Raw genomic sequence first — 15,884 nt, 5'->3', positions numbered from 1 at the left:
TGCTCGTTGTTCTCAGGGGGATGTTATGGTTTCAATTCATCGCTTACCACCTTCAATAAATCCGCAGCAGAAGCCGCGGGTTTCTGCTCCCGCTCAGCCGTCAGGCGTTGCTCATCCTACCGCAGTCGCCAGTGCGGTATCGAAATCGGTTCACAGCCCTGAGTCGATCCGCGATGCTCATGCCCAGATTCAATATGATCAACCCGAAGGCAATCATCGCGAAGCGCTTGAATCGTATCTGGGTGTGATGTATCAAAATAAAAAAGATGAATTCTCTGACCTGATGGGCGTTGATGTTTACGTGTGAACTGACATTGTGAATACTGATGTGATGTCTGATTTATTCCCTCTAATTAAGACGCCTCCCTTGGGATCTTTTTAACTGACAATGCCCTCAGCTTGTGCTGATTGTTATGGCCTAATGGTCAGATAATTAATGGTCTGGGTATAAGAGAGTGTTGAGCGTATATTGAACATTTATGACTGAGAACCAAATGTTTATAAAGCTATTTCTTGGGCTGTCTACCGTGTTTATGATAGGCTGCGCACGCGCGCTAACGACCCTGAAATGCAGGTTGAAAAGACAGCCTGGCGTTCATCATCGCGTAACCCTGAATCTGTTATCGAGACGACATGGTGATGTATAACACTTTTTTCCAGCTAGCTGAAAAAAAGCTGGCCGGGCTCTGCTCGTTTCAGCACTCAGCGGATGAAATGCTGGTTCCGCCTGCAGAGGAGGGCTGTGGCGATCAAAAACCGACATTGTTGCTACTGCATGGCTGGCAAGATAATGCAGCCAGTTTTGATGCGTTATTTGAGTCTTTAGCAAGGCATTGCCATCTAGTTGCGATTGACTGGCCGGGACATGGTTATTCTGATAAACGTGATGCCGATAACTATTATCATTTTTTTGACTATATTGATGATCTGCACCAGCTCGTTGAGCAGCTGTCGGCCTCTCCCCTGTATTTAGTGGGTCATTCGCTAGGTGCACTGGTCGCCGGTTGTTATGCCGCCGCTTTTCCTGACAAGGTAGCGGGCGTGGTCATGATTGAAGGGCTGGCTCCGTTATATGAATCAGCCGATAATGTTGCAGCCCGTTTGCAACAAGGCATTGAAAGTCGCCAGCGTCATCGTCGGCGAGTTGCCAGACGGCCAGTACGGAGAATGAATGCGCTGCAAGAAGCGCTCGATTTGCGTTGTACGGTCAATAGGCTCCCCGAATCCTGTTTACGGCCTCTGGTCTTAAGGGGAACGGAGACTGATGGCGAACATTGGTACTGGCGACATGATGACAGGCTACGCTGTGATTCTTTATATCGTATGGTGGCAGAACATGCGCAAGCTTTAATGTCACAGATCCAATGTCCGGTTTTATCCATTGTTGGTGATCAAGGTTTCTCCCACCTGCAACGGACAGGGCCGGAAAAGAGCTGGTTTGAGCGGCTCAGGCAAGTACAAGTGCAAGGTGGTCACCACTGTCATATGGAAAGCCCGCAAGATGTCTGTCGTCATATCTTGATGTTTACCGCTAGATTTTAAATGCTAAGAACAATCGATGCTCTAAAGAGCAATATATTAATTGTCACTTTAATTTTAGAGTGATTAGTCTAATTGGTTTGTGTTAAGTTTTTGTTGCTCACGCTGTTGTGGCGGGTGTATCAATTGTTTGAACTACCCATAGAAAATGGCGATAGCGCCAGAATAAAGTAAGGAGAGTGCAAGTGGATAAGGTTTGGCTTAACCGCTATCCGGAAGATGTACCGGCAGAAATCAACCCTGATTTATACTCATCGCTGGTCGATATGTTTGAGCAATCGGTCCACAAGTTTGCCGACCAAACCGCGTTTATTAACATGGGCCAGGTCATGACCTTCCGGAAGTTGGAAGAGCGTAGCCGTGCTTTTGCTGCTTACTTACAGAACGATCTGAAACTGGAAAAAGGTGATCGTGTCGCGGTAATGATGCCGAACTTGCTTCAATATCCTATCGCGTTGTTTGGTATTCTCCGCGCCGGATGTGTTGTCGTAAACGTTAATCCGCTCTATACCCCGCGAGAGCTTGAGCACCAATTGAATGACGCCGGGGCGAAAGCCATTGTCATTGTTTCGAACTTTGCTCACACCCTGGAAACGGTCGTGAAGAGAACCGGCGTTCAGCACGTTATCTTAACCAGCCTGGGTGATCAGCTGTCCCGCCCGAAAGGCACCGTGGTCAATTTTGTGGTGAAGTACATCAAAAAGATGGTGCCCAAGTACCACCTGCCTCATGCGACGTCCATGCGTGCTGCCTTGAGAAAGGGGCGCCGTATGCAGTATGTGAAGCCGTTTATGTCTGGCGATGATGCCGCATTTTTACAATATACCGGCGGTACGACAGGGGTGGCCAAAGGTGCGATTCTGACCCATCGCAATATGCTGGCGAACTTGATGCAGGCCAAAGGGGCATATGGTCCGGTTCTCACTGAAGGTCGTGAGCTGATCGTGACGGCATTACCGCTGTACCATGTGTTCGCTTTGACCGTGAACTGCTTACTGTTTATTGAAATCGGTGGCCAGAATCTGCTGATCACCAACCCGCGAGATATTCCGACTTTTGTTAAAGAGCTACAGCGTTATTCATTTACCGCATTAACGGGAGTGAATACGTTATTTAATGCTCTGCTCAATAATGAAGACTTTCATGAATTGGATTTCAGTAAGCTCCGTTTATCGGTCGGCGGCGGTATGGCTGTTCAGCGTGCGGTGGCAGAAAAATGGAAAAGTGTCACTGGCAATTACTTGCTGGAAGGTTATGGTTTAACGGAATGTTCACCGCTGGTGGCTGCGTACCCGTATGATCTTGTTGATTATAACGGTTCCATTGGTCTGCCGGTCCCGTCTACAGATGTGCGAATTGTTGACGACGAGGGCAACGTCTTAAGCAATGATCAAGCGGGTGAGTTGCAAGTTCGTGGTCCGCAGGTTATGAAAGGCTACTGGCAGCGTCCGGAAGCCACGAAAGAAGTGTTGACAGATGATGGCTGGTTATCGACGGGTGACATTGTACGTTTTGATGACGAAGGTTTCCTGCACATTGTCGATCGCAAGAAAGACATGATCTTAGTGTCCGGTTTTAATGTTTATCCGAACGAAATCGAAGATGTTGTCGCCTTACATGGCAAAGTGCTCGAAGTTGCTGCTATCGGCCAGCCACATGATATTTCGGGTGAATTGGTGAAGATTTGTGTTGTTAGGCGCGATTCAAGCCTGACCCGTGATGAGTTGCTGATGCATTGTCGCGAACATCTGACGGGTTATAAAATACCTAAAATTGTTGAATTTCGTGATGAATTGCCAAAATCCAACGTAGGTAAAATCTTACGTCGTGTGCTGCGCGAAGAGTCTGACAAAAAGAGTAAAGCGCAAGAAGCATAGACAAAGATGCCTTACGGGTAAAAAACAAGCGCGTATAATCCTTTCAGGTTACAATTGACCAATATCGTAAGTGCCGGCGATAAGTGCCGGCACTTACGATCGGGTAGTTATTCATCCTATTGCTATTGAATGAGATAGTGGCCATTTAGAACAACTACAAGTTATGTACTTTAGGCTGGTCTGTTACAACCGGCTCTTTTAAAGGTTTGCTGTGAATTTCGAAATAATAACGACGACCCAACAATTAGAGGCAATCTGTGAGCACGCGCGTGCACTCCCTGTAGTCATGCTGGATACGGAGTTTGTACGTACTCGTACGTTGTATCCGAAACTCGGGCTGATCCAGTTGTTTGATGGGGTTAATTTAGCGCTTATTGATCCACTCGAAATTGACGACATGACACCGTTCTGGGATCTGTTACAAGATAAGTCCGTGACTAAAGTCTTGCATGCCTGTGGCGAAGATCTGGAAGTCTTCCAGTACTACGCAGGATGCTTGCCGGAACCGATGCTAGACACGCAACTGATGGCTGCCTTTCTGGGCCACGGAATTTCAACGGGTTTCGGAACACTCGTCAATGAGTATCTTGGGGTTGAGCTTGATAAAGGTGAGGCCAGAACCAATTGGTTAGCCCGTCCTTTAACTGAAAAACAGCTCGATTATGCCGCGGCTGACGTATTCTATTTACTCCCGCTTTATGAAAAGCTGATTGAACAGGTAAAAGCGAAAGGCTGGATGAAAGCATTAGAGCAAGAGTGTTCGTCTCTGATGTTGAAACGTGTCCAGCCCGTTGACCCGGAACAAGCTTATCTGAAGGTGAAAAATGCCTGGCAGTTGAGTCCTAAGCAGCTTGCAGTTTTGCAACAAGTGGCGAAGTGGCGTGTACTGGAAGCGCGCAAACGAGATATCGCGTTGAACTTTATCGTTAAAGAATTAAATATCTGGAAATTAGCGCGTTACAACATCACCTCTAAAGCGGTGATGGTGAAAGAAGGTTTTGATAGCATGGAGATCCAACGCCATGCAGGACGTCTGCTAAAAATAGTTCACGACGCGGAAAATATTTCGCCAGAACAGTACCCGGAAAAAATTGTTCGCCTGGTTGATTTGCCGGGTTATAAGCAGATTGTTAAACAAATTAAAGATGAAATTACCTGTGTCGAAGCAGAAACGGGGCTGGCCCCAGAATTTTTGGCATCGAAAAAGCAAGTGAACCAGCTTGTTTCATGGGCTTGGAAACATCAGAAGTCAGCAGATAAGTTGCCTGACATGCTGAAAACATGGCGTAAGCCATTGTTTGAAAAACGCATACGACCACTGCTGGAAAAGTCAGCCAGATAAGTCTGTCAGATAGTCTGAAATAGTTTAAATCCCCTGAAGGTTCGCTTCAGGGGATTTTTTTATTTGTCTTCTGGCAGGGTAACGTTTAACTCCAGAACCGACAGATCTTCTTCTCTTTGATCCAGGTTTACACTTACCTGTTCTGGCGTGATATTCACATATTTGCGAATAACGTCCAGAATATCTTGTTTTAGCTGGGGCAAGTAAGAAGGCGCAGACTGGCCCGCAGAGCGGCGCTCTGCGACGATAATTTGCAGCCTTTCCTTCGCCATACTAGCCGTGTTTGTTTTTTTCGGGCGGAAAAACTCTAGCAAAGCCATAATTAATTAGCCTCCAAATAGACGTTTCAGGAAGCCTTTTTTCTCTTCCTCTAAGAAACGGAACGGGCGTTCCTCGCCCAGTAAACGGGCAACAGTATCTTCATATGCAAGGCCAGCATCTGACTCTTTGTCAAAAATAACCGGCTCACCTTTGTTGGAGGCATTCAGCACTGCCTGGCTTTCAGGGATAACGCCAAGCAACGGAATATGAAGGATGTCTTCTACATCTTGTACACTTAGCATATCACCCAGAGTCACGCGGGCTGGATTATAGCGAGTTAACAGCAGGTGTTGCTTAACTGGCTTATCAGAATTTTCAGCGCGACGAGATTTTGAGTCTAAGATACCCAGAATTCGATCGGAGTCTCGAACCGAGGAGACTTCCGGATTCGTGGTGACAATGGCTTCATCAGCAAAATACAGTGCCATTAGCGCACCAGTTTCGATACCTGCGGGTGAGTCGCAGATAACAAAATCAAAGCCCATTTCATCGAGATTTTTCAGAACGCGCGCTACGCCTTCTTTACTTAATGCGTCTTTATCGCGGGTCTGAGATGCTGGAAGCACGAAAAGATTATCAACGCGCTTATCTTTAATCAGCGCTTGGTTAAGATTTGCTTCGCCATTAATGACATTAACAAAATCATATACGACGCGACGTTCACAGCCCATGATGAGGTCAAGGTTACGCAGACCAATATCGAAATCGATAACAGCGGTCTTTTTCCCGGCAAGCGCAAGGCCTGATGCGATTGCCGCACTGGATGTTGTCTTACCAACGCCACCTTTGCCCGATGTAACAACGATAATACGTGCCATCTATTAAATTCCTTATCAAACGTTATAAAGCAAGGTGCTCTATGTTTAAATTATTTTCAGCAAGTGAGATAACGACACCTTTGCTCCAGAACTCTTCTTGGATTTTATCACTGAGCCAGTAGTTTCCAGCGATGGAAATCAGCTCTGATTGTAAGTTCTGGCAGAAAATTGTTGCTTGCAGCTGACCGCTTGCACCGGCAATAGCTCGTCCCCGTAACACGCCATAAACATGAATACAGCCATCAGCAATGATTTCGGCACCAGCACTAACATGGTTCATCACAACGAGATCACAGTTTTTCGCGTAGATTTGTTGACCTGAACGAACAGGAGTGCGAATGATTTTCGTTGGCTCCATGGCTTTTTCTGCCGCTTGCGCCTGACGTGCAGCATTCATGATAGCAAAACCTGCTGATTTTGCTTGTGACTGTAAGTAAGGATCTTTACAGCCGCTGATACCGACCGGGATCATTCCTGTATCTTCAACACCAGCTTTTAGCTGTTTGAAGTCAATTTGCTTTCCTGCAAGGGTAACATCGATTACCACCGGAGCAGAGGCGAAGAAACTAGCTGCTTGGCTCACTTTCTCTTTTAAGTGGTCAGTTGCCTGCTTTATATCCCCATCAACTAAATGCAGGGCTGAGAGCGTGTATGTGCTCCCTTTTAATTCTGGCGATTTACTCATGATTATTATATGACTGACGTTAAATTAGCCAATTAGGTACGTTATCACAAAGGTACTTGCATGGTATATTCCAAAGGATGTATCGGCAAGCTATCCTTGCCCTGGCGTTGGAATTTAAGACAAACGTCTCATCTGCATTGCCTTAAAGTTAGCACTTTGGGGGAATGATTGAGTAAAATGAGTGTCTGAAAAGATGAAGACTTTAACAAGCAGGCTATTTTGATGTTGTGTTCAATTTATAAAAGTGCCAAAAAAGAAAATACATATTTATATATCAATAAAAAAGATGATTTTTCTGACGTGCCAGAACCTCTGATGACAACTTTTGGCAAGCCACAGTTTGTTATGGTGATAAAGCTGGAAGGGCGTAAATTAGCATTAGCAGATGCCGATAGGGTTAAAGAGGCGTTAGCGACGGCAGGTTATTATCTGCAGATACCACCACCAGTGATTAATTTACTCGAACAACATAAAGCAGCAAAAGCTGAACTCAATTCGTAAAAGGTAACTATGCATAAGCGTTTGATATCGGCCCTAGTGGCCATAGGATTAGGGATCTCTTCGACAGCATTTTCGTCTGACGAAGGATTTGACGAGTATGTGCTTGAGCTTAAAACACAAGCTCGTGAGCATGGAATTTCAGAATCGATAATCAATACTGCTTTCAAAGGCATTAAATATACAGAGCATGCCGTTAAGGCTGATAAAAATCAGCCTGAGAAAAAGTTGACGCTGGATGAATATATCCCACGAGCGGTTCCTGATTGGAAAGTAAAACAGGCTAATCGTCTATACCAAGAGCATAAACTGACGCTGGATAGGATTGGACGTGAATATGGTGTTCAGCCAAGGTTCATAGTCGCTTTATGGGGCGTTGAGAGTAACTTTGGTCGCTTAATGGGTAATTATAATGTGATCGAAGCGCTTGCTACCCTGGCCTATGAAGGCCGTCGAGAAGCTTTTTTTCGCAAACAGGTAATAGCAGCCTTAACCATTCTTAATGACGGCCATATTGCGCCAACAGAGATGAAAGGGTCATGGGCTGGTGCGATGGGGCAACCCCAGTTTATGCCGACATCGTTTCTTGCTTATGCTGTCGATGGAAATAATGACGGACGTATTGATATCTGGCAGAGCGAAGAGGATGTTTTTGCCTCCGCGGCGAATTATCTGAAGATGTCGGGCTGGAATGATGAATATATATGGGGAAGGCAGGTTAAATCCCCTGTGGGAATAGATACATCATTTAAAGGTGTCGAAAAGGAAAAAGCAAGACCTTTAGCGGAATGGCAAAAGCTGGGGGTCAGGAAAATAAATGGGCAAGCACTTCCTAAAGTTAATATTGACGCATGGCTTATTCAGCCTGATGATCAACAAGGGCGTGCATATCTGATTTATGATAATTATCAAACACTATTAAGCTGGAATCGTTCGCATTATTTTGCTTTAGCGGTGAGTCATCTAGCTGACCGGATTCGATAACATTTGTATTTTTTGATTCTAAAAAGAGACAGAGTCAGGTATTAATATCTGGCTCTTTTTCGTGGAATCTAATCGTTTACCAGCCTGTTATCATTATTATTCACATGGTTTTTTTGTTGGTTATTTTCTTTTGTTTCAATGTCTTATGTTTTTAGTGAGTGCGGCAGCCGTGCAGGGATAATAAAAGTTACCGGCTTACTTTCGTGCTTTTTAATGGCTCTTATTAACAGCACCAATGCGTATTGATGTTATTGGTGATTCCGTGAATGGTCTGCAGTGATATGAGAATGGCCAGCAATCATTAGTCGGTTGTTAATAAATAAAATACTTTTACTGAATATAGAAAGCCCGGCATGATAGCCGGGCTTTTATTCAACTGGTATATGGCTTATTAGATTTCGAAATCTTCAATAGATTGACCGGCATCTAACGCTTTCTTCAATGCACTTGGTGTACGACCTTGGCCTGTCCACGTTTTTTCTTCACCATTTTCATCGATGAATTTATATTTTGCTGGACGTGAAGCACGCTTAGCTTTTGGTGCTTTAGCCAGAGTAGAAAGTAATTCTTCTGGGTCGATACCATCAGCCAGAAGCATTTCACGGTAATGATCCAGTTTTTCTTTACGCTCATTCTCTTTCGCAATCTCTTCTGCTTCAGATTCTTCACGTTCAGCGACAACTGTTTGTAGTTTTTCCAGAGCTTCTTGTAGTTGCTCTAGTGTATATTCGCGAGAAAGTGCGCGAAGGCTACGAAGGTTTAATAGCGCTTTCATTACATCAGACATTTTTTATTTCCCGTTAAATTTACTGCCGCATTAATAATAGCAGTCAAAAAGCAATATTTATCAATAATAATACTTTTATAGTGTCAGTGCCAAACAATTTATTTAATTAATAATTAAATATTGTTTGTTTGTTGAATGGATTCTCAATTATGGAAAAATGTAATCACATTTTAGTTTGAAAATATCAACCAAAAAGTGATTCTTCGCTATATATAAATGTCCGCCATTTCATATTCATCGCATTCCAATTTAGGGTGTTATGATTAAAGATTCACCAAGTCGGCAATATTATTCACTATTTCTGTAAAAACTTTCACTTTAAGTTGTTGCAAAAGAGTCGACATTCCGTAGAATGAACCATTCCTTGACTAAGGGTAGAGGTGCATTGTCTAAGAGTAGCAAACTGTAGGGTGATTCCGATGATAGTTTGCGAAAGGAGCCAATGCCGAAGTTAGAAAGGTTTATCAGACCTTCTTGCTGGGGTTGTCACCAAATAGGGGCAACACTGCCATAGTATATAATTACATTAACTATGGAGCGCTACTGTGGGGTCGGGAGAGGTTTATCTTCTTTCCTTATACTCATCTATCACGGTTATTCCCGTGTTCAGCAGTAGATCTCCGACCAGATCGGTTGTAGTAGAGATCATGAATATTGTAGATTTTTCACATTCCTCCATTTCGCTTTTACCACCATTAGTGGCATTGGTATTAGCTGTCCTTACACGTAAAGTATTGGTTTCTTTAGGTGTTGGTGTTGTCTTAGGTGCACTGTTATTAACCGATTTCTCTGCCGGGGCTACCGCAGATTACTTGTTCACAACAGTTAAAAGCGTATTCATCGAAGATGGCGCCATCAATAGTTGGAACATGAGTATTGTGGTATTCCTGGTTTTATTGGGAATGATGACTGCATTGCTGACCTTATCGGGCGGTACACACGCATTTGCCGAGTGGGCACAAACTAAAATAAAAAGTAAACGTGGCGCGAAGCTACTGGCTGCATTTTTAGGTGTTTTCATTTTTGTTGACGACTATTTTAACAGTCTGGCAGTAGGTTCGATTTCTCGTCCGGTTACTGACCGATTTTACGTTTCACGCGCTAAACTGGCTTATATTCTGGATTCAACGGCCGCACCTATGTGTGTATTAATGCCTGCATCAAGTTGGGGTGCTTATATCATTACCGTGATTGGTGGCATTCTGGTATCACATGGTGTGACTGAATATTCTGCATTGAGTGCATTCTTGCAGCTGGCTCCAATGAACTTTTATGCCGTATTTGCTCTGCTGATGGTATTCGCTGTTGCTTGGTTCCAAATTGATGTCGGCTCTATGAAAAAGCATGAAGTGCAGGCAAGTCATGGTTATGGGTTCGATGAAGGCGATGATGACAGTCAGGCTAAAGATCTGAATGATGAGCTTGAAATCGAAGAAAGCCAGAATGGCCGTGTTACTGATCTGGTTATGCCGATTGTAATTCTGATCCTCTCCACTTTCTTCTTTATGATTTATACGGGTTATCAGGCTCTGGATGCAGATGGAATTGCGTTTAATATTCTGGGGGCTTTTGAAAATACCGATGTGGGTAAATCGCTATGTTATGGTGGTTTATTTGGTTTGGTGTCGGCGTTTATTCCTGTGCTGCGCCAGAAAATCCCGATGGCGGATACCGTCAAAACATTGTGGATTGGTGCGAAGTCGATGTTTGGTGCCATTCTGATCCTGTTGTTCGCCTGGAGTATCGGTAGCGTCATCGGCGATATGGCGACCGGAAAGTATTTGTCTACGCTGGTGCAAGGTAATATTGACCCAATGATGCTACCCGTTATCCTGTTCTTGCTATCAGGTGTTATGGCGTTCTCAACAGGAACATCTTGGGGTACTTTCGGTATCATGCTACCGATTGCCGGCGATTTATCTGCTGCGACAGATATTGCTCTGCTACTGCCGATGTTAAGTGCGGTTCTGGCGGGTTCGGTCTTCGGTGATCACTGTTCACCAATTTCTGATACCACCATCCTGTCTTCAACCGGTGCTCGTTGTCACCATATTGATCATGTCTCTACTCAGCTACCTTACGCACTTTCAGTCGCCTTTGTTTCAGCCATTGGTTTCTTAGTGCTCGGCATGACGGGTTCACTGGCCGTGTCATTTATGGCAGCCACTGTCACATTTATTGTGGTTTGTGTAATGCTATCTTGGCTCTCTCGCCGTCCGACAGCGACCACTGCAAACGTATAATACCAGTAACAGATTAGTAATCTGCGACGAAGCCTGCGATGTTTTCGCAGGCTTTTTTGTATCCCGATTGATATAATTTGAGTGTAAAGACAAGAGACTGGATACTGCCCTTTTCATGCGGTATGTTCTTTCATTTCCGGGTTAATTTCTGTAGCATTCCGGCAGTTTTTCAGTCTTTGGGGAGCCTCATGGCCCAGATGTATTTCTACTACTCAGCAATGAATGCGGGTAAATCGACGACGTTATTACAATCATCTTTTAATTATCGCGAACGTGGCATGCATCCGGTGATCCTCACCGCGGCGATTGATACCCGATTTGGTAAGGGCAAGGTCAGCTCTCGGATCGGTTTACAGGAAGATGCGGAGCTATATACGCCCGAAGACGATCTCTGGGATAAACTGCAAGCCCTTCACCGTGCATCCAAAATTGACTGTGTCTTGATTGATGAGTGCCAGTTTCTGACCAAAGATCAGGTGTATCAATTAACGGAAGTCGTCGATAAACTCCATGTTCCGGTTTTATGCTACGGACTTCGTAGTGATTTCCGCGGTGAGCTTTTCGAAGGAAGCCGATATTTACTTTCTTGGGCTGATAAGCTGGTCGAGCTAAAGACAATTTGTCATTGTGGACGTAAAGCAAATATGGTGATTCGTCAGGACGAGTCTGGTCAGGCGATTGCTGATGGTGATCAAGTTGAAATTGGCGGTAATGACCGTTATCTCTCCGTTTGTCGCAAGCACTATAAAGAAGCATTGGGCCGTTAAAAAGCGTCTTGGCTCGGGGAACCGCCGTGAATAAGAAAAAGGAAGCCTGCGCTTCCTTTTTTATAGGTCATATTTTTAGTGAACTCATCCTATTCCTGGGAGTATAACGCCTCATCGTTCCGTTTTATTTATTGTGGCGCTCCTGGAGCTTGGCAGTGATATCGGCCAGTGTCAGATCTTGATCTTGCAGCAGAACAAGCAGGTGATAAATCAGATCAGCCGATTCACAGACTAACTCCGCCTTATCGCCCGACGTTGCCGCAAGCGCGACTTCAACGCCTTCTTCACCCACTTTTTGCGATATACGTTTGGTGCCGCGAGCATAGAGACTGGCAGTATAAGAGGACTCGGGATCAGCACCTTTACGACTAGCCAGAACTTGTTCAAGTTGATGAAGAAACACCAGTGCCGGCTGTTCTTGTTTGCCCTCGGTATCATTGTCAAAACAGGCTGGGGTACCCAGGTGGCAGGTTGGTCCAACCGGCTTTACCTTGACGAGTAAAGTGTCCTGATCACAATCCAGGTTAATACTTTTCAGCTCAAGGACGTTGCCGGAGGTTTCCCCTTTAGTCCACAGGCGGTTCTTGGTACGAGACCAGAAGGTTACCTGTTGGGTTTCTAATGTTTTATTTAAGGCTTCTTGGTTCATGTAACCCAGCATCAGTACCTGGCCGCTGGTGTTATCCTGAATCACCGCCGGGACTAAGCCGTCGACTTTTTCCCAATTAACCGCTGTTACCAGGCTCATAGTCGGATCTCCACATTCTGTTCTTTTAGATACTGCTTAAGTTCGCCAATATTGATAATTTGCTTATGGAAGACAGAAGCCGCCAATGCGCCATCAACATTGGCCTTATTGAAGGCCTCAGCAAAGTGCACCATTTCCCCAGCACCACCGGAAGCAATTAAAGGAACATGGCAGACTTTACGTACCATATTGAGTTGCTTTAGATCGTAACCGTTACGTACGCCATCCTGATTCATCATGTTTAACACGATTTCACCCGCGCCACGTTTCTGTACTTCCTGTACCCAATCGCAGGTTTCCCATTGGGTTGCTTTGGTGCGGGTTTCATCACCGGTAAATTGGTAGACCTGATATTTCCCCGTTTTAGCATCAAAATAGGAATCGATGCCGACCACAATACACTGCACGCCAAACTTATCGGCAAGTTCGGTGATCAAATCCGGGTTTGCCAGCGCAGGGGAGTTGATTGATACTTTATCGGCTCCGTACTGCAAGATACGGCTCGCGTCTTCTGCTGATTTAATACCGCCGGCAACACAAAATGGTATATCAATCACTTCAGCAACACGGGCGACCCAGCTTTTATCAACGACGCGGCCATCACTCGAGGCCGTGATATCGTAGAAAACCAGTTCATCGGCACCTTCTTCGGCGTAACGTTTGGCAAGCGGTACAATATCACCGATGATCTCGTGGTTTCGAAATTGCACCCCTTTGACCACCTGTCCGTCGCGGACATCTAAACAAGGAACGATTCTTCTTGCTAGCATGCTATGACTCCTTGTTTGTTAATTGTTCCAGCACTGGAAAGCATCTTCGGCGGTAAACTTACCATCGAGCAAAGCGCGCCCAACGATGACACCCGCGACACCACTGCCTTTTAAGGCTTCGATATCTTTCAGGCCACCAATACCACCGGAAGACTGGAATTGGACTTGCGGATACCGGGCGCAAAGATCGACATACAGCTCGACGTTAGAGCCGGCAAGTGTGCCGTCACGAGAGATATCGGTGCAGAGTACATGCTTCAGGCCTACCGTCAGGAAGTCATCCAGCAACGCTTCGATACTGACTCCGGAATCTTCTTGCCAGCCTGATATAGCCACTTTACGGTTGCCGTCTTGGTCAATGTTGACGTCGAGAGCTAATACGATGTGCTCCGGACCGTATTTTTCCATCCAGCCCTTAACTAGCTCTGGCTGTTTGACCGCGGTAGAGCCGACAACAACACGTTGTGCCCCGGCTGCCAATAAATCAGCGACGTCTTTTTCGGTGCGAACTCCACCGCCAATTTGAATATTGGCCGGGGTGCTGGCAAGTAAGTGTCGGATCAAATCAAGCTGACGGGCAGAGGTATCTTTGGCCCCTGTCAAATCAACCAGATGCAGCCAGTCGGCTCCAGCCTGGTTATAAAGTTTGAATTGTTCAGCTGGATCTACCTGGTATTCAGTAACTTGTCCGTAATCTCCCTGAAACAGACGAACAACTTGACCGTTAATTAAATCGAGGGCGGGAATAATCATCATAAGGTCCTTTTATGTCGTCCTTACATCTCTAAAAAGTTTTTAATTAGCTGAGCGCCGGCTTTGCTTGACCGCTCAGGGTGAAATTGGACCCCATAGTAGTTACCGCTCTGAATCGCGGCACTAAACGGCTGACCATATTCACACCGGGCGATGGTATAACCCTTTTCTTCGAATGCAGCCTCAGAGACCGGCATGGCATAGCTGTGAACAAAGTAGAAGTAGCTACCCGCCGGGATATCTTTGAACAGCGGGTGACCGTCAACGGGGGTGATGGTATTCCAGCCCATGTGAGGCAGTGGCAAGTCACCGGTCTGCATTTTCTTTATTGGCGCATCGCAAAGGCCAAGGCACGGAACGAGATCGGTACCGCTCTGGCCCTGTTCTTCCGATAATGCCCCAAGTAACTGCATGCCTAAACAGATACCCAGCAGAGGCTTGTCGACTTGTTTAACAAGCTCGACCAGGTCGCGTTCCTGCAGGTTCTTCATCGCTTCGCTGGCGGTACCAACACCGGGCAAAAACAATTTGTCGGCAGCCAGTACGATGCTCGGCTCTTTGCTGACGGTGACCGTGTAGCCCAAGCGCTCGATAGCAAAACGTACTGAAGAGACGTTGGCACAGCCGGTATCAATAATGACGATCTTCTGGTTTTTACTCACCATTACAGCACTCCTTTACTGCTCGGTAATTCGTTACCTTCGACCTGAATCGCCTGGCGCAGCGTGCGGCCGAAGGCTTTGAACAGGCTCTCGACAATGTGGTGGTCGTTATCGCCGGTCGAGGACAGGTGCAGGGTACAGGCCAGAGTATCGGTCAGTGACCGGAAGAAGTGCTGTACCATTTCTGTTGACAAATCACCGACTTGTTCACGACCGAATGTAGCGTCAAATTTCAGGTACGGGCGGCCAGACAGATCTAAGGCACATTGCGCCAGACATTCATCCATAGGCAGGCTGAATCCAAATCGGCCTATGCCCCGTTTGTCGCCTAGCGCTTGTTTTAACGCCTGACCTAAGGCCAGAGCGGTATCTTCAACGCTGTGGTGATCGTCAATGTGCAAATCACCTTTGACGGTGAGTTCCATGCGGAAGCCACCGTGGGTCGCGATTTGATCAAGCATGTGGTCAAAGAATCCCAGGCCAGTTTCAATCTTGTTGCCACCGGTTTCATCGAGATTCACTTTCACCCGGATGTCGGTTTCCTTGGTGGTGCGAACCACTTCGGCGATCCTTGGGGTGGTCGTAAGATCTTTAACGATCTGTTGCCAGTTCATGCTTTTTTCATCGCGGGGCTGCGGATTGTAAAGGATACCGCGAATGGCCATATTTTCAGCCAACTGCAGATCGGTTGGACGATCGCCAATCACGGCTGATGTGGCAAAGTCGACACGACCCTGCTGCAGGTAGCTTTTAACAAGGCCTAGTTTAGGCTTGCGGCAGGTACAGTTTTCATCGTCAAAGTGCGGACAAATCAGGACATCGTCGAATTTTACTCCTTGTGATTCGAAGATTTCCATCATCATGGTGTGCGGCGCGTCGAAGTCCGCCTGCGGGTAGCTATCTGTGCCGAGGCCGTCCTGATTGGTGATCATAACCAGCTTATAGCCCGCATCCTGCAGCTGAAGCAACGCTGGGATCACGAAAGGTACGAGTTTCAGTTTGTCTAAGCGATCGACCTGAAAATCAATAGGTGGCTCAACAATTAAGGTGCCGTCACGATCAATAAATAAAATCTTTTCCTTGCTCACAA

17 protein-coding genes and 1 riboswitch are annotated in these 15,884 nt (G+C 45.9%); of the genes, 8 read left to right on the top strand and 9 right to left on the bottom strand.

Annotated features, from left to right (window positions below):
* Positions 1-25: 25 nt before the first annotated feature.
* The 4 genes from AC2204_RS12630 (at position 26) to rnd (ending at position 4,758) form a co-directional block, all read left to right on the top strand.
* A complete protein-coding gene (locus tag AC2204_RS12630) occupies positions 26-307 on the top strand; it encodes a hypothetical protein (protein ID WP_318925937.1) in 282 nt (93 codons plus the stop codon).
* Between the two features lie 332 nt (positions 308-639).
* Positions 640-1,542, top strand: coding sequence for an alpha/beta fold hydrolase (locus AC2204_RS12625; RefSeq protein ID WP_318925936.1), 903 nt, complete (start codon positions 640-642; stop codon positions 1,540-1,542).
* Positions 1,543-1,724: 182 nt separating this feature from the next.
* Positions 1,725-3,416 (top strand): long-chain-fatty-acid--CoA ligase FadD, encoded by a 1,692-nt coding sequence (fadD, locus tag AC2204_RS12620; RefSeq protein WP_318925933.1) that lies wholly within the window; start codon positions 1,725-1,727, stop codon positions 3,414-3,416.
* Between the two features lie 211 nt (positions 3,417-3,627).
* Entirely contained in the window at positions 3,628-4,758 is a 1,131-nt protein-coding gene (rnd, locus tag AC2204_RS12615) for a ribonuclease D (RefSeq protein WP_318925932.1), read from the top strand.
* A gap of 59 nt (positions 4,759-4,817) precedes the next feature.
* On the opposite strand, the gene minE is transcribed toward rnd, so the two are convergent.
* From minE to minC, 3 genes are read right to left on the bottom strand one after another with little or no spacing between them, the layout of a single operon-like run.
* A complete protein-coding gene (gene minE / locus AC2204_RS12610; RefSeq protein ID WP_318925931.1) occupies positions 4,818-5,078 on the bottom strand; it encodes a cell division topological specificity factor MinE in 261 nt (86 codons plus the stop codon).
* 6 nt (positions 5,079-5,084) lie between these two features.
* Positions 5,085-5,897, bottom strand: a complete 813-nt coding sequence (minD, locus tag AC2204_RS12605) for a septum site-determining protein MinD (protein WP_318925929.1) — start codon at positions 5,895-5,897, stop codon at positions 5,085-5,087.
* Positions 5,898-5,919: 22 nt separating this feature from the next.
* Positions 5,920-6,582 carry a septum site-determining protein MinC gene (minC, locus tag AC2204_RS12600; RefSeq protein WP_318925928.1) on the bottom strand — a complete coding sequence of 221 codons (663 nt, stop codon included), beginning with the start codon at positions 6,580-6,582 and terminating at the stop codon, positions 5,920-5,922.
* Between the two features lie 222 nt (positions 6,583-6,804).
* Between minC and AC2204_RS12595 the strand changes: the two genes are divergently transcribed.
* A complete protein-coding gene (locus tag AC2204_RS12595; protein ID WP_318925926.1) occupies positions 6,805-7,083 on the top strand; it encodes a YcgL domain-containing protein in 279 nt (92 codons plus the stop codon).
* A gap of 9 nt (positions 7,084-7,092) precedes the next feature.
* Positions 7,093-8,064: a lytic murein transglycosylase gene (locus AC2204_RS12590; protein ID WP_318925925.1), complete on the top strand. Its 972-nt coding sequence runs from the start codon at positions 7,093-7,095 to the stop codon at positions 8,062-8,064.
* 391 nt (positions 8,065-8,455) lie between these two features.
* Here AC2204_RS12590 and AC2204_RS12585 read toward each other — a convergent pair whose 3' ends face one another.
* On the bottom strand, positions 8,456-8,851 hold the full coding sequence (locus tag AC2204_RS12585; RefSeq protein WP_318925924.1) for an H-NS family histone-like protein: 396 nt from the start codon (positions 8,849-8,851) through the stop codon (positions 8,456-8,458).
* Positions 8,852-9,218: 367 nt separating this feature from the next.
* A riboswitch (Lysine riboswitch) is annotated at positions 9,219-9,402 on the top strand.
* A gap of 96 nt (positions 9,403-9,498) precedes the next feature.
* Between AC2204_RS12585 and AC2204_RS12580 the strand changes: the two genes are divergently transcribed.
* Both AC2204_RS12580 and AC2204_RS12575 read left to right on the top strand, forming a co-directional pair.
* Complete coding sequence (locus AC2204_RS12580; RefSeq protein ID WP_318925923.1) at positions 9,499-11,094, top strand: Na+/H+ antiporter NhaC family protein; 1,596 nt, start codon at positions 9,499-9,501, stop codon at positions 11,092-11,094.
* Positions 11,095-11,282: 188 nt separating this feature from the next.
* Complete coding sequence (locus AC2204_RS12575) at positions 11,283-11,861, top strand: thymidine kinase (protein WP_318925922.1); 579 nt, start codon at positions 11,283-11,285, stop codon at positions 11,859-11,861.
* Positions 11,862-11,985: 124 nt separating this feature from the next.
* On the opposite strand, the gene hisIE is transcribed toward AC2204_RS12575, so the two are convergent.
* The 5 genes from hisIE to hisB are packed head-to-tail and all read right to left on the bottom strand — an operon-like array spanning position 11,986 to position 15,882.
* Positions 11,986-12,609, bottom strand: coding sequence for a bifunctional phosphoribosyl-AMP cyclohydrolase/phosphoribosyl-ATP diphosphatase HisIE (hisIE, locus tag AC2204_RS12570; protein WP_318925921.1), 624 nt, complete (start codon positions 12,607-12,609; stop codon positions 11,986-11,988).
* Positions 12,606-13,379 carry an imidazole glycerol phosphate synthase subunit HisF gene (hisF, locus tag AC2204_RS12565; protein ID WP_318925919.1) on the bottom strand — a complete coding sequence of 258 codons (774 nt, stop codon included), beginning with the start codon at positions 13,377-13,379 and terminating at the stop codon, positions 12,606-12,608. Before hisF ends, hisIE begins: the two co-directional genes overlap by 4 nt.
* Before the next feature lie 18 nt (positions 13,380-13,397).
* A complete protein-coding gene (gene hisA / locus AC2204_RS12560) occupies positions 13,398-14,132 on the bottom strand; it encodes a 1-(5-phosphoribosyl)-5-[(5-phosphoribosylamino)methylideneamino]imidazole-4-carboxamide isomerase (protein ID WP_318925918.1) in 735 nt (244 codons plus the stop codon).
* Positions 14,133-14,155: 23 nt separating this feature from the next.
* Positions 14,156-14,797 carry an imidazole glycerol phosphate synthase subunit HisH gene (hisH, locus tag AC2204_RS12555; RefSeq protein ID WP_318925917.1) on the bottom strand — a complete coding sequence of 214 codons (642 nt, stop codon included), beginning with the start codon at positions 14,795-14,797 and terminating at the stop codon, positions 14,156-14,158.
* Entirely contained in the window at positions 14,797-15,882 is a 1,086-nt protein-coding gene (gene hisB / locus AC2204_RS12550) for a bifunctional histidinol-phosphatase/imidazoleglycerol-phosphate dehydratase HisB (RefSeq protein ID WP_413466697.1), read from the bottom strand. Before hisB ends, hisH begins: the two co-directional genes overlap by 1 nt.
* Between the last annotated feature and the right edge of the window lie 2 nt (positions 15,883-15,884).

It is taken from the genome of Photobacterium sp. (genome assembly GCF_057456235.1).
This window is presented reverse-complemented; position numbering and strand designations above follow the sequence as displayed.

Bases quoted from the DNA above. Each gene is read 5' to 3' on its own strand.
- AC2204_RS12630 (WP_318925937.1), top strand. From the start codon at position 26: ATGGTTTCAATTCATCGCTTACCACCTTCAATAAATCCGCAGCAGAAG.
- AC2204_RS12625 (WP_318925936.1), top strand. From the start codon at position 640: ATGTATAACACTTTTTTCCAGCTAGCTGAAAAAAAGCTGGCCGGGCTC.
- minE (WP_318925931.1), bottom strand. From the start codon at position 5,078: ATGGCTTTGCTAGAGTTTTTCCGCCCGAAAAAAACAAACACGGCTAGT.
- minD (WP_318925929.1), bottom strand. From the start codon at position 5,897: ATGGCACGTATTATCGTTGTTACATCGGGCAAAGGTGGCGTTGGTAAG.
- minC (WP_318925928.1), bottom strand. From the start codon at position 6,582: ATGAGTAAATCGCCAGAATTAAAAGGGAGCACATACACGCTCTCAGCC.
- AC2204_RS12595 (WP_318925926.1), top strand. From the start codon at position 6,805: ATGTTGTGTTCAATTTATAAAAGTGCCAAAAAAGAAAATACATATTTA.
- AC2204_RS12590 (WP_318925925.1), top strand. From the start codon at position 7,093: ATGCATAAGCGTTTGATATCGGCCCTAGTGGCCATAGGATTAGGGATC.
- AC2204_RS12585 (WP_318925924.1), bottom strand. From the start codon at position 8,851: ATGTCTGATGTAATGAAAGCGCTATTAAACCTTCGTAGCCTTCGCGCA.
- AC2204_RS12580 (WP_318925923.1), top strand. From the start codon at position 9,499: ATGAATATTGTAGATTTTTCACATTCCTCCATTTCGCTTTTACCACCA.
- AC2204_RS12575 (WP_318925922.1), top strand. From the start codon at position 11,283: ATGGCCCAGATGTATTTCTACTACTCAGCAATGAATGCGGGTAAATCG.
- hisIE (WP_318925921.1), bottom strand. From the start codon at position 12,609: ATGAGCCTGGTAACAGCGGTTAATTGGGAAAAAGTCGACGGCTTAGTC.
- hisF (WP_318925919.1), bottom strand. From the start codon at position 13,379: ATGCTAGCAAGAAGAATCGTTCCTTGTTTAGATGTCCGCGACGGACAG.
- hisA (WP_318925918.1), bottom strand. From the start codon at position 14,132: ATGATTATTCCCGCCCTCGATTTAATTAACGGTCAAGTTGTTCGTCTG.
- hisH (WP_318925917.1), bottom strand. From the start codon at position 14,797: ATGGTGAGTAAAAACCAGAAGATCGTCATTATTGATACCGGCTGTGCC.